The organism is Rhodococcus sp. WMMA185 (assembly GCF_001767395.1).
GTDB lineage: Bacteria > Actinomycetota > Actinomycetes > Mycobacteriales > Mycobacteriaceae > Rhodococcus_F.
In genome coordinates, this window is record NZ_CP017014.1 from 3,538,061 (window position 1) to 3,552,191 (window position 14,131).

Below are 14,131 nucleotides of genomic sequence, written 5' to 3' on the forward strand. Positions count from 1 at the left end.
TCAGGCCCTCCCGACAGCGAACCGCCCGTGTCGGCCTGGACCAGTCGGCCCCGGACACCGACACGAACCAGGCTTGGTGAGCTACCTGATACATATCCGCTGCAGTGATGCCCACACGCTCCGGCGAGCCAGAAATGGTGCGCGGTGGCGCGCGAGCCGTAGTTGCGTCGCACTCGTTCGAGACCGGTACCGACTCGGTCGGGACGCAGGTGACAGACGAACGGGATGCACGGTCAACACCGCATGAACGCTCCGGAATATACCCCCTGGGGTACTGCGCTACGATCGCTCAATACCCCCCTGGGTATGAAGGTGGATGTGCGTGAACGTGCAAACAGCGCCTTCTTTGTGACGTCACCAAGAGGAGAACATGCATGACTCGCAGTACGACGGTGGGCCGCGATACCCCGCCCAAACAGCTGATCGCGGACACCGGAGCGCTAGGTCGGATGGGCGCAACGATGGCGGGGCACACCAAATGGGTATTCGGGGTGTGGTTGATCTTGCTGGCCACGTTCGGCGCCGCGGCCCCTTCGGTGTTCAGTTCCCTTGCGGGCGCCGGGTGGCAGGCCAACGGATCCGACTCGGTGCAGGTCCGCGAACTCGCCGAGCAGCACTTCGGCGGCAACTCGTCTGCCGCCGTACAGCTAGTAGTTCATTCCGACAACCACACGATCGACAGCCCCCAAGTGCAGCAGATTCTGAACCTAGCCACCAATATCTTCGAGAGTGATGCACGGTTCGGGGAGGTGATTGCCCCACAACCAGGGATGTCGATAAGCCCAGACGGGCATACCGGCATTCTCATCGCCGGCGCCAACGCAAGTACCGACGACATGGTCAAGGCCGTAGACGAAGTCGCAGGCAAACTGACAGCCCTGTCGACAAACGGTATCGAGGTGTATCCGACCGGAGCCTCTGCACTGTGGAGCGACTTCAACAAAGCCAATCACGACGCGATGATCAAGGCCGAATTATTTTCCTGGCCAGTCACATTAGCGATAATGATCCTCGCATTCGGATCACTCGTCGCTGCCGGACTACCCCTGCTGTTGACTCTCGCGGGACTCGTAGCCTCCGCCGGCGGTCTGGTCCTCCTCAATCAAATCACCCCGATCTCTGTGTGGGCGATGAACTTCGCGATGATGTTCGCGCTCGCACTGGGTATCGACTACGCGCTGTTCCTGGTCGCCCGCTTCCGCGATGCGATCCGCCATAGCGCCTCCACACGTGCGGCCGTCGCCGAGACCATGGACACCGCCGGCAAAGCCGTGCTGCTCTCCGGGCTGACGGTGCTGGTCAGCCTCTCGGCTGTACTCCTCGTCCCCGCACCGGCCGTACGGACGATGGCGGTCGGAATCATGCTTGCGGTGTTCTTCGTCATCCTCGCCACTCTGACGCTGCTACCAGCAACGTTGGGAAAGCTAGGCGACAAGGTAAATGCCATATCGTTGCCCTACTCGACACGACAAGAGCACCGCTCGCCACTCTTCGCGGCCTGGGGCACCCTTCTGCACAAGCATCCGTGGCCGTTCGCCATTGGCTCGCTACTGGTGTTGATCACGCTGTCGATCCCAGTGTCGGGGTTGAAGGTGGCGATGCCCTCGATCGAGGTTGTGCCTACCGATGCCCCTGTACGGCAGGGATATGAACTCGTCCAGGCACAGATGGGCGAAGGTGCACCGGGGATGCTGCAGATCATCGCTCCCTCTTCGCTCGGTGCCGACGCTGCCGCAGTGGCCGCGGCAACCGAGGGCATCGTGATGGTCACTCCGTCGCAGCCGGCAGAAGACGGCAGCGACCTAGTCATGCTCCAGGCAGTGCCCATCGTCGACCCCTCGGATGCGCAGTTAGGCACCATCGTCGAGAGTCTGCGCAGCGCAATGCCTGCCGGCGTGCTGGTCGGAGGCGCGGCGGTGGAGAACCTCGACCTTCAGCAGGCCCTGAACAACTACCTCCCCCTAATCGTGGGCATCATCCTCGTTCTCGGGTTCCTGCTGCTAGTGGTGGCGTTGCAGGCCCCACTCATCGCATTGCTCGGCACGGTGGTCAGCCTGCTTTCAACCGCGGCTGCGTTTGGCGTCGCGAAGCTGATCTTCCAGGACGGACATGGCGCAGGCCTTCTCGGTTTCACACCACAGGGATTCTTGGATGGCTGGGGGCCAGTGTTCTTCTTCGCGATGATCTTCGCGATCGCCATGGACTACACAGTGTTTCTGCTCGCAACCGCAAAGGAGCACTACGAACGGTCGGGTGATCCTAAGGTCGCACACATCGATGGCCTAGCCCATTCTGGGAGGGTGATCTTCGCGGCAGCGGCGGTCATGGTCGCGGTGTTCTTCACTTTCGCACTCGCTGAACCCTTGCCGCCGAAGGAGATGGGCATCATCCTCGGCGTCGCCGTGCTCCTCGATGCGGTACTTGTCCGCCTAGTGCTGTTGCCAGTGCTGCTGCGGTTGGCCGGGCATGGCGCATGGTGGTCACCGGCCTGGCTGCGGAAGATCCTGCCGAACATCAGATTCTCTCACTGACGAGAGGGAGAGGTGGGAGATCACACCGAGAGGCCACTGCGGCTACATACCCCCAGGGGTACCATGACGATAGGCCAGCTCAGAAAGGAACATCATGGTCGGCGACGAACAAAGCATTGCATTGGTACTCAATCGACTGCGCCGGGCACAGGGGCAGCTCGCGGGCGTGATCTCCATGATCGAGGAGGGTCGCGACTGCAAGGACGTGGTAACCCAGCTCGCGGCGGTCTCGCGAGCCCTCGACAGGGCCGGCTTCAAGATCGTGGCAACCGGATTGCGGGAATGCCTGACCGGTGATGCCCAGGAGAGCGCGGAACCGATGACCGAAGCCGAACTCGAAAAGCTATTCCTCGCGCTCGCTTGATCGCAGGCGCAACACCTTACGAGCCAAACCGACAGCAGGGAAAATAATGAACCTCGCACTATCAACCACACTGCACACCTCCTTCGACGATGCCGTTGAGCGAACACGTCAAGCCCTGTCCAAGCAGGGTTTCGGCGTGCTCACCGAGATCGACGTGAAGGCGACGCTGAAGGCCAAGATCGACGAAGACATGGAGGACTACCTGATCCTGGGGGCTTGCAACCCCCCGCTCGCACACCGTGCGGTGGGAGTGAACCGGCAAATCGGGCTGCTGCTGCCCTGCAACGTCGTCGTTCGGCGCGACCCGTCTGCGGAAGATGCGGTGATCATCGACGCGATGAATCCAGACCTGATGGTCAAGGTCGCCGAGGAACCTGCACTGCAAGATGTCGCGGATGAGGCCACCGTCAGACTTCAAGCCGCCATCAATTCCCTGGCCGCCGGCGATCGCGAGAGCTGACGCCACCTTGATCGGTGCCCCAGAATGCCGTAAGCCCCCCAACGGTGTTGGGGGGCTTACGGTTAACGGGTGTTCGGCGGTGTCCTACTCTCCCACACCCTGCCGGGTGCAGTACCATCGGCGCTGGAGGGCTTAGCTTCCGGGTTCGGAATGGGACCGGGCGTTTCCCCTCCGCTATGACCGCCGTAACTCTATGAAACTGTCACACTCCCCCGGAACCGGGAACCAGCCGGTGAGGCCGGGTGGTTCGGGGGTATTTGTGTGTTGTTTCAGATACCGCACAGTGGACGCGTAGCTTCTTCGTGGTAAGTCCTCGGCCTATTAGTACCAGTCACCTCCATCCGTTACCGGACTTCCAGTTCTGGCCTATCAACCCGGTGGTCTGCCGGGGGCCTTACCCCCTCGTGGGGGTGAGAAACCTCATCTTGGAACAGGCTTCCCGCTTAGATGCTTTCAGCGGTTATCCCTTCCGAACGTAGCTAACCAGCAGTGCTCCTGGCGGAACAACTGGCACACCAGAGGTTCGTCCGTCCCGGTCCTCTCGTACTAGGGACAGCCTTCCTCAAGTTTCTAACGCGCGCGGCGGATAGAGACCGAACTGTCTCACGACGTTCTAAACCCAGCTCGCGTGCCGCTTTAATGGGCGAACAGCCCAACCCTTGGGACCTACTCCAGCCCCAGGATGCGACGAGCCGACATCGAGGTGCCAAACCATCCCGTCGATATGGACTCTTGGGGAAGATCAGCCTGTTATCCCCGGGGTACCTTTTATCCGTTGAGCGACACCGCTTCCACTTGCCGGTGCCGGATCACTAGTCCCGACTTTCGTCCCTGCTCGACCCGTCAGTCTCACAGTCAAGCTCCCTTGTGCACTTGCACTCGACACCTGATTGCCAACCAGGCTGAGGGAACCTTTGGGCGCCTCCGTTACATTTTGGGAGGCAACCGCCCCAGTTAAACTACCCACCAGGCACTGTCCCTGAACCAGATCATGGTCCGAGGTTAGAGGTCCAATTCGATCAGAGTGGTATTTCAACAACGACTCCACCACCACTGGCGTGGCCGCTTCACAGTCTCCCACCTATCCTACACAAACCGAACCGAACACCAATACCAAGCTGTAGTGAAGGTCCCGGGGTCTTTTCGTCCTGCCGCGCGTAACGAGCATCTTTACTCGTAATGCAATTTCGCCGAGTCTATGGTTGAGACAGCTGAGAAGTCGTTACGCCATTCGTGCAGGTCGGAACTTACCCGACAAGGAATTTCGCTACCTTAGGATGGTTATAGTTACCACCGCCGTTTACTGGGGCTTAAATTCTCAGCTTCGCGGACGAATCCGCTAACCGGTCCTCTTAACCTTCCAGCACCGGGCAGGCGTCAGTCCGTATACATCGTCTTACGACTTCGCACGGACCTGTGTTTTTAGTAAACAGTCGCTTCTCACTGGTCTCTGCGGCCCCACCCAGCTCGGGAAGTGAATTCCGTCACCGGACAGGGCCCCCCTTCTCCCGAAGTTACGGGGGCATTTTGCCGAGTTCCTTAACCATAGTTCTCTCGATCGCCTTAGTATTCTCTACCTGACCACCTGTGTCGGTTTGGGGTACGGGCCGTGTGAAAGCTCGCTAGAGGCTTTTCTCGGCAGCATAGGATCACTGAATTCGCCTCATTCGGCTATGCGTCACCTCTCAGGCATATGAACGGCGGATTTGCCTACCGTTCGCCCTACCGGCTTACACCAGTATTACCACTGACTGGCTCAGCTACCTTCCTGCGTCACCCCATCGCTTGGCTACTACCAGCTCGGTTCACGCGCATCCACCCACCACACACCCGAAGGCACATGACAGGTTTCAGGGCGCTTAGCATCACTGATTCACCAGGGGCGCGTTCACACGGGTACGGGAATATCAACCCGTTGTCCATCGGCTACGCCTGTCGGCCTCGTCTTAGGTCCCGACTCACCCTGGGCGGATTAACCTGGCCCAGGAACCCTTGGTCATTCGGCGGACGAGTTTCTCACTCGTCTTTCGCTACTCATGCCTGCATTCTCACTCGCGTGGCCTCCACAACTAGTTCACACTGCTGCTTCCCTGGCCACACGACGCTCCCCTACCCACCCACACACCTGCACACACAACCGTGGCTGTGCATGAAGTTCATGTGTGAGTGCCGCGGCTTCGGTGGTGTACTTGAGCCCCGCTACATTGTCGGCGCAGGATCACTTGACCAGTGAGCTATTACGCACTCTTTCAAGGGTGGCTGCTTCTAAGCCAACCTCCTGGTTGTCTTCGCGACCCCACATCCTTTTCCACTTAGTACACGCTTAGGGACCTTAGCCGGCGATCTGGGCTGTTTCCCTCTCGACTACGAAGCTTATCCCCCGCAGTCTCACTGCCGCGCTCTCACTCACCGGCATTCGGAGTTTGGCTGATTTCGGTAAGCTTGTAGGCCCCCTAGACCATCCAGTAGCTCTACCTCCGGTGAGAAACACGCGACGCTGCACCTAAATGCATTTCGGGGAGAACCAGCTATCACGGAGTTTGATTGGCCTTTCACCCCTACCCACAACTCATCCCCTCAGTTTTCAACCTAAGTGGGTTCGGTCCTCCACGACGTCTTACCGTCGCTTCAACCTGGCCATGGGTAGATCACTCCGCTTCGGGTCTAGAACATGCCACTGACTCGCCCTATTCGGACTCGCTTTCGCTACGGCTACCCCACACGGGTTAACCTCGCGACATGCCACTAACTCGCAGGCTCATTCTTCAAAAGGCACGCCATCACCCACAGCCACAAGGACTCGCAGGCTCTGACGGATTGTAAGCGCACGGTTTCAGGTACTATTTCACTCCCCTCCCGGGGTACTTTTCACCTTTCCCTCACGGTACTAGTCCGCTATCGGTCACCAGGGAGTATTCAGGCTTATCGGGTGGTCCCGACAGATTCACACCAGATTTCACGGGCCCGGTGCTACTCGGGTATCCGCCACAACAGTCACCATGTTTTCGTGTACGGGACTCTCACCCACTACGGCAGGCCGTTCCAGACCACTTCCACTAACACGGCAATTTCTTACTGTCGGCCGACACGGCAGTATCGACACAGGCGAACCCCACAACCCCACGAATGCAACACCTGCCGGCTATCACACATCCATGGTTTAGCCTCATCCGCGTTCGCTCGCCACTACTAACGGAATCACTCTTGTTTTCTCTTCCTGTGGGTACTGAGATGTTTCACTTCCCCACGTTCCCTCCACACACCCTATACATTCAGGTGCAGGTAACACGACATCACTCGTGCTGGGTTTCCCCATTCGGACACCCTCGGATCTCAGCTCGGTTGACAGCTCCCCGAGGCTTATCGCAGCCTCCCACGTCCTTCATCGGCTCCTGGTGCCAAGGCATCCACCGTACGCTCTTAAACACTTACAACAAAGATGCTCGCGTCCACTGTGCAGTTCTCAAACAACACACAAACCAACCATGTACGTGACCACCGAAACACCGGAAAACCCGGCCGGTATGACCACCACGATCGTCTGTCGTTTCTTTCCTCGAGAGGAAACACATCACGTGTTCTCTCAGGACCCAACAGTGCGCCGATATAACCCTTCCTCCCACCAGCACACGGGCCGGCGGCAGATGAAGAATAGCTGTCAGTGTTCCACCCATGAGCTCCCACCGAACAACGATCGTGTCCGTAATGGGCTCTGCCAGAACATCATCCACCGACTCCTCGGCGGTACACGTCTGGAGAATGCTCCTTAGAAAGGAGGTGATCCAGCCGCACCTTCCGGTACGGCTACCTTGTTACGACTTCGTCCCAATCGCCGATCCCACCTTCGACGGCTCCCTCCCACAAGGGGTTAGGCCACCGGCTTCGGGTGTTACCGACTTTCATGACGTGACGGGCGGTGTGTACAAGGCCCGGGAACGTATTCACCGCAGCGTTGCTGATCTGCGATTACTAGCGACTCCGACTTCACGGGGTCGAGTTGCAGACCCCGATCCGAACTGAGACCGGCTTTAAGGGATTCGCTCCACCTCACGGCATCGCAGCCCTCTGTACCGGCCATTGTAGCATGTGTGAAGCCCTGGACATAAGGGGCATGATGACTTGACGTCGTCCCCACCTTCCTCCGAGTTGACCCCGGCAGTCTCTTACGAGTCCCCACCATTACGTGCTGGCAACATAAGACAAGGGTTGCGCTCGTTGCGGGACTTAACCCAACATCTCACGACACGAGCTGACGACAGCCATGCACCACCTGTATACCGACCACAAGGGGGGCCACATCTCTGCAGCTTTCCGGTATATGTCAAACCCAGGTAAGGTTCTTCGCGTTGCATCGAATTAATCCACATGCTCCGCCGCTTGTGCGGGCCCCCGTCAATTCCTTTGAGTTTTAGCCTTGCGGCCGTACTCCCCAGGCGGGGCGCTTAATGCGTTAGCTACGGCACGGATCCCGTGGAAGGAAACCCACACCTAGCGCCCACCGTTTACGGCGTGGACTACCAGGGTATCTAATCCTGTTCGCTACCCACGCTTTCGCTCCTCAGCGTCAGTTACTGCCCAGAGACCCGCCTTCGCCACCGGTGTTCCTCCTGATATCTGCGCATTTCACCGCTACACCAGGAATTCCAGTCTCCCCTGCAGTACTCGAGTCTGCCCGTATCGCCTGCACGCCCGTAGTTGAGCTACGAGTTTTCACAGACGACGCGACAAACCGCCTACGAGCTCTTTACGCCCAGTAATTCCGGACAACGCTTGCACCCTACGTATTACCGCGGCTGCTGGCACGTAGTTGGCCGGTGCTTCTTCTGCGCCTACCGTCACTTACGCTTCGTCGGCGCTGAAAGAGGTTTACAACCCGAAGGCCGTCATCCCTCACGCGGCGTCGCTGCATCAGGCTTTCGCCCATTGTGCAATATTCCCCACTGCTGCCTCCCGTAGGAGTCTGGGCCGTGTCTCAGTCCCAGTGTGGCCGGTCACCCTCTCAGGTCGGCTACCCGTCGTCGCCTTGGTAGGCCATTACCCCACCAACAAGCTGATAGGCCGCGGGCCCATCCTGCACCAGTAAACCTTTCCACCCCCAACCATGCGGCCGGAGGTCCTATCCGGTATTAGACCCAGTTTCCCAGGCTTATCCCGAAGTGCAGGGCAGATCACCCACGTGTTACTCACCCGTTCGCCGCTCGTGTACCCCGAAGGGCCTTACCGCTCGACTTGCATGTGTTAAGCACGCCGCCAGCGTTCGTCCTGAGCCAGGATCAAACTCTCCGTTGAAGACTCACGATACAAGGTCCGAAAACCCTTATCAGTCAAAGACATCGAGTCAAATCACTAGCAAAAAAACTCAAACTAGCAAAAACATTTGTCGGCACACCCCAGACGGAAGAATGGAATGCACCCACACCCCACACCACCACCCCAACCAACCCACACGGGGCCGGCCAGACCAATGATGCGAGAAACCAAAAAACAATTTGGCACTGACATTCATCGACACACTGTTGAGTTCTCAAAGAACACGCACACACCATCACCACCAACACACATCAGCGGATCCGGGGCAACCGTTCCAGTCTACCCCCAGCACGACACCGGCACAAACCAGGTCCCACCGAAAGCATCACAAGAAGTTGAAGCACCACCATACACACAATGGGCTTCGAATCACCGTCAGGCGCCCCCGTACAACCTCGTAGCATCCACCCACACAGGTGAACGTCGGCGTCCGTGTCGCTCTGACCCGAAATAAGTTACGCCACCCCCACCACAAACACCAAATCCCCAGGCCAACACACCAAAAACACCGCGTCAGGGCACCCAGTACTTGGCAGCCAACTCCTCGATCACCATGTCCCCGTCGGAAGCCTGCTCCAACGTCGCCAGATCGGAGTCGATCGATACCAATCGAGGATCGTCTCCCTCTGCCTGCTGGACTGGGTGACCCCCGTCCTCCATCAGTTGTCGCAGCAGCTTCTCCCGCACCCGGTCCTTCAGTGAATCGCCCATACCGAAATCATGGCGGTGCAGGTGTGGGTTGTCGAGCACGAGTTGAGCTCAGTCCTCAGGCCTGTCTTCGTTCCTCGCGCTGCCATCGTTCACCTTGCCGCTCTTCCTGAAGACTCGAAGCGCGGTCGGAATGAGAACGATCAACGCGCCCAGCATTGCGATCAAAGAAAAAACTTGCATTGCCATCTCTGCACCAACTTTCTGTTTCGCCTGGCCGAACCCGTCTGATGGGTTTCCCGGGTACGGGGATCGCTGCAGAAAACACGGCACCTGCCGCAGCACTGGCCGGCGCACCGACCATCGACAACGTCGGCCATCGATCTCGCCGTCCGCATGTCCAGTGTTCACGATTCGATCGTATCGCCGCAGAATCAGCCCCCGGGAACAAGAAAGCCGCAGGTGAAACGTTCACCTGCGGCTTTCCGCTGAGCTGCCTGAGAGAATCGAACTCTCGACCTTTTCATTACGAGTGAAATGCTCTACCGACTGAGCTAAGGCAGCGGTGCCTTTCGGCGGTGGCGAGTCTAGCGCCTCAACCCCGGGTATGCGAAAACGGCTCCCTGAATGCGTCCCCGAGACTAGCAACCATGGCGTCTACAGCCCATTGCGGCTTGACGTTGAGCGCGATCGCCTCGCGGCACTCAAGGACCGCTTCGATGCACTTCAGAAGGCGCTCAGGGGTTGTGCGCGAAGCGAGTTCGTTGGCCAGGTCAGTCATGTCGGGGTGATTCGCAGCGGCGCCCGACCCCCACGCAACAGCCAGTGCGTCGCGATAGAGTCCGGCCAGATCGACGAGCGCACGATCTAGTGCGTCGCGCCCCGTGCGAGTGTTCCTGGATTTTTGACGCTTCTCGAGTTCCTTCAAGATCCCCGCTGAGCCGCGGAGAGCTCCGGCCGTACCTTTGCCGGTGCCGCCTGCACCCAGGGCAGTGCGCAACTCCTCTGTCTCCTGCTCGTCCCGTGCGGCGCTCAACTGCTTCGCTTCAGCCTCGGCCGACCGCACCAGTTCTTCGGCGGCGGCGAATGCGGTCGCCGGCCGCAATGCCGCTATAGCGACGTCAAGAGCATCCTTGCGCCGCGCTCTAGCGTTCAAATCCGTTGCGAGGCGCCGCGCGCGGCCCACATGACCGCCGCTGATCGACGCCGCCAATTGCGCCTCGTCTGGATCCACCCGATCCTGCTCGCGCAGTACCCTTGCAATCGACTCCACCGAGGGCGTGACCAGGTGAATGTGACGGCAGCGCGAGCGCAATGTCACCGAAATATCCTGGGGATCAACGGACGGAGCACACAGTAGGAATACGGTGCGGTCGGGTGGTTCCTCGACTACTTTCAGGAGAGCGTTGGCTGCACCCTCGGTGAGTCGGTCGGCGTCCTCTATGACAACGATCTGCCAGCGTCCGGTGCTCGGCCTCCGAGTTGCCACCTGCACAATGGCGCGCATCTCTTTGACGCTGATACTCAAACCTTCTGGGACAACCTGCCGAACATCGCCATGCGTGCCGGCCATCACAGTGGTGCACGCATGACATTCGCCACACCCAGGGACGAGTTCGCTGGTGCATTGGAGCGCCGCGGCGAAACACTGCGCAGCCACCGACCGGCCAGATCCAGGCGGGCCAGTGAACAGCCATGAATGCGTCATTGCGGAGCCCGTCGAACCGACTCCGGCTCGAGCCGCCGTAGCCGCAGCCGTCAGTTCAGCTTCGACGTGTTCTTGGCCCACCAACCGGTCGAATACGGTCACGCGAAGAGCCTATCCTCCACCTGCGACACTTCGATCGGCCCGAGGCAGCGACTCACGTCTTCTTTTCAGCGGCCTTCTTCGAAGCCGCCTTCTTTGCGGGCGCCTTCTTGGCTGCGGTCTTCTTTGCCGCCTTCTTGGCGGGCGACTTCTTCGCGGCCTTCTTCTTGACCGGACCACGGGCGCGGCGGTCTGCCAGCAGTTCCGATGCGCGAGCGTCGGTCATGGACTCCACCTCGTCGCCCTTTCGAAGGCTGGCGTTGGTTTCACCGTCCGTCACATACGGTCCGAACCTGCCGTCCTTGATCACCATCGGCTTCTCGCTGACCGGGTCGACGCCCAGTTCACGCAACGGCGGAGTTGCAGCGCCCTGGCGTCCACGGCGTTTCGGCTCAGCGTAGATCTTCAGAGCCTCGTCCAAGGTGATCGTGAAGATCTGGTCCTCGGTAGCCAGTGACCGCGAGTCCGTGCCCTTCTTCAGATACGGGCCGTACCTTCCGTTTTGTGCGGTGATCTCTTCTTTCGATTCGGGGTCGACACCCACCACTCGCGGCAGCGACAGGAGTTTGAGCGCGTCGTCGAGAGTCACAGTGGCCAAGTCCATCGACTTGAGCAACGACCCTGTCCGCGGTTTCGGACCGGCAGCCTTCTTCGCGGCTGCCTTCTTCGTCGCGGTCTTAGTCTTGGTGCCCCCGCTTGCCGGTTCGTCAGGAACAGGCACCACGACCGGTTCGGGCTCGGGTTCCGGAGTCGGCAAGATCTCGGTGACATAGGGACCGAAGCGGCCTTCCTTCGCCACGATCTCGTGCCCGGAGAGCGGGTCGACACCGAGCTTGCGGCCCTCCTGAGGCGTCGAAAACAGTTTCTCCGCATGCTCGGGCGTCAACTCATCCGGCGGAAGGTCGTCGGGCAGATTGGCCCGCTGGGAGATCAGATCGCCGTCCGGATCATCCGGATTCTGAATCATCCGCTCGAGGTACGGACCGAAACGTCCCACACGGACGTGCACTTCCCGCCCCTCGGCGTCGTCGAACAACCTGATCGAGTTGACCTCTCGAGCATCGATTTCCTCGAGGTTGACGCCGACCATCTTCTTCAGTCCGCCTTCACGAGCAACCGAGCCCTCGGCTCCGTGACTGCCTCCGAAGTAGAAGCTGTTCAACCAGTTGCCGCGCTGTTCCCGACCGCCGGCGATCGCATCGAGATCGTCTTCCATCGCGGCGGTGAAGCCGAAATCGACCAACCGTCCGAAGTGCATCTCGAGAAGGCCGATGACGGCGAAGGCAACCCAGGAAGGGACCAGCGCGCTACCTCGCTTGTAGACGTAGCCGCGATCGAGAATGGTCTTGATGATCGACGAATACGTGGACGGGCGACCGATGCCTAGATCCTCGAGGCTCTTGATCAGGCTCGCCTCGGTGTAGCGGGCGGGCGGGTTTGTGGTGTGACCGTCAGGATCAAGCTTGGTGGCGGTGACCGCCTGGCCCTCGCCCAGGACCGGAAGCCGCGACTCGGCGTCGTCGGATTGGCCGCCTGCCTCCTCGTCGACACTCTCGACGTACGCCTTGAGAAAGCCTGCGAAGGTTATCGTGCGGCCAGAGGCGGAGAACGTGCATTCCTCGCCCGTGCCCGCAGTGCCGGAGATGCGGAGCGTCAGCGTTGTGCCGCGGGCATCTGCCATCTGCGAAGCGACCGTGCGCTGCCAAATCAGTTCATACAGTCGGAACTCGTCGGTATCGAGGCGCGAGTGAAGTTGACCGGGCGTCTGAAAAACATCGCCGGAGGGCCGAATTGCCTCGTGCGCCTCCTGCGCATTCTTGACCTTGCGCGTGTACTGCCTCGGCGAGTCGTGCACGTACTCGGCCCCGTACAGTTCCGTGGCTTGCGCGCGAGCGGCGGCGATCGCTGACGGCGACAGCGTCGTCGAGTCGGTACGCATGTACGTGATGTAGCCGTTTTCGTACAGTCGCTGCGCGATCCGCATGGTCCGCTCGGACGTGAAACGGAGCTTACGGCCCGCTTCCTGTTGCAACGTCGACGTCATGAACGGGGCGTAGGGCTTGCGGGTATACGGCTTGCTCTCAGCGGAAGAGACTGTGAGATCGACCCCTGCGAGGGATTCGGCCAAGCGCCGAGCGCGAGCCTCGTCGAGAACCGTGACCGTGCTCGTCTTCAACTGGCCATCCGGCCCGAAGTCACGGCCTGATGCCACCCGGGAACCGTCGACACTCACCAGACGCGCTCCGAAACTGCGGGGGCTCGCTTCGGAACCCGCGTCGAGCGTCGCGGAAATGTCCCAGTAGGAAGCCGAGCGGAATGCCATCCGCTCACGCTCCCGTTGGACTATTACACGGGTCGCAACGGACTGCACCCTGCCCGCGGACAGCTTCGGCATGACTTTCTTCCACAGCACAGGGCTGACCTCGTAGCCGTACAGGCGATCGAGGATCCGGCGAGTTTCCTGTGCGTCGACCAGGTCATTGTCGAGGTCGCGAGTATCTTCGGCGGCGGCGCGAATAGCCGGTTCGGTGATCTCGTGGAAGACCATCCGGCGAACCGGAATCTTCGGCTTGAGGGTCTCGAGGAGATGCCAGGCGATCGCCTCGCCCTCTCGGTCGGGGTCGGTAGCGAGGAAGAGCTCGTCAGCGTCCTTCAGGAGGCCCTTCAGCTCCGTGACTTTGGACTTCTTCTCCGGGCTTACGACGTAGAGGGGTTCGAAGTCCTGGTCGACGTTGACGCCGAGCCGCGCCCATGACTCACCCTTGTACTTGGCCGGGACGTCCGCGGCTCCGCGGGGAAGATCGCGGATGTGGCCGACCGAAGCCTCGACCACATAGTTCTTTCCGAGGTATGGGGCGATCTTGCGTGCCTTGGTCGGCGACTCGACGATTACCAGGCGGCGAGGCAGTCCGGACGGTCCCGACGCACCCTGTGCACTGCCGTTGTCCCCTTTAGCCACCAGTCGCCCGAGCCTTCCTGAAGTTGATCGCTGCCATTTCGACAATTGCGCA

General features: G+C 60.0%; 6 protein-coding genes, 1 tRNA gene and 3 rRNA genes. 3 read left to right on the top strand and 7 right to left on the bottom strand.

All coding sequences use genetic code 11. The features are described 5' to 3' along the window. Positions 1–374: 374 nt before the first annotated feature. From BFN03_RS15935 to BFN03_RS15945, 3 genes are all read left to right on the top strand, one after another. Positions 375–2,531 carry an MMPL family transporter gene (locus BFN03_RS15935; protein WP_084385645.1) on the top strand — a complete coding sequence of 719 codons (2,157 nt, stop codon included), beginning with the start codon at positions 375–377 and terminating at the stop codon, positions 2,529–2,531. A gap of 94 nt (positions 2,532–2,625) precedes the next feature. After that, complete coding sequence (locus BFN03_RS15940; protein WP_070379828.1) at positions 2,626–2,895, top strand: metal-sensitive transcriptional regulator; 270 nt, start codon at positions 2,626–2,628, stop codon at positions 2,893–2,895. Positions 2,896–2,941: 46 nt separating this feature from the next. Then, a complete protein-coding gene (locus tag BFN03_RS15945; RefSeq protein ID WP_070379829.1) occupies positions 2,942–3,355 on the top strand; it encodes a DUF302 domain-containing protein in 414 nt (137 codons plus the stop codon). 71 nt (positions 3,356–3,426) lie between these two features. Here BFN03_RS15945 and rrf read toward each other — a convergent pair. The 7 genes from rrf to topA form a co-directional block, all read right to left on the bottom strand. Continuing rightward, a 5S ribosomal RNA gene (gene rrf / locus BFN03_RS15950) occupies positions 3,427–3,543 on the bottom strand. Positions 3,544–3,656: 113 nt separating this feature from the next. Next, a 23S ribosomal RNA gene (locus BFN03_RS15955) occupies positions 3,657–6,789 on the bottom strand. A 336-nt stretch (positions 6,790–7,125) separates the two neighbouring features. Further along, positions 7,126–8,644: ribosomal RNA gene (locus BFN03_RS15960) — 16S ribosomal RNA — on the bottom strand. The 16S, 23S and 5S rRNA genes sit together here, the layout of an rRNA operon. Positions 8,645–9,178: 534 nt before the next feature. Further along, on the bottom strand, positions 9,179–9,376 hold the full coding sequence (locus tag BFN03_RS15965) for a hypothetical protein (protein WP_070380988.1): 198 nt from the start codon (positions 9,374–9,376) through the stop codon (positions 9,179–9,181). 428 nt (positions 9,377–9,804) lie between these two features. Continuing rightward, positions 9,805–9,877, bottom strand: a tRNA-Thr gene (locus BFN03_RS15975). A gap of 31 nt (positions 9,878–9,908) precedes the next feature. Then, the gene (locus BFN03_RS15980) at positions 9,909–11,123 is read right to left on the bottom strand and encodes a DNA polymerase III subunit delta' (RefSeq protein WP_070379831.1); all 1,215 of its coding nucleotides are present in this window, start codon (positions 11,121–11,123) and stop codon (positions 9,909–9,911) included. Between the two features lie 52 nt (positions 11,124–11,175). Beyond that, positions 11,176–14,079 carry a type I DNA topoisomerase gene (gene topA, locus BFN03_RS15985; RefSeq protein ID WP_070379832.1) on the bottom strand — a complete coding sequence of 968 codons (2,904 nt, stop codon included), beginning with the start codon at positions 14,077–14,079 and terminating at the stop codon, positions 11,176–11,178. Positions 14,080–14,131 lie beyond the last annotated feature (52 nt).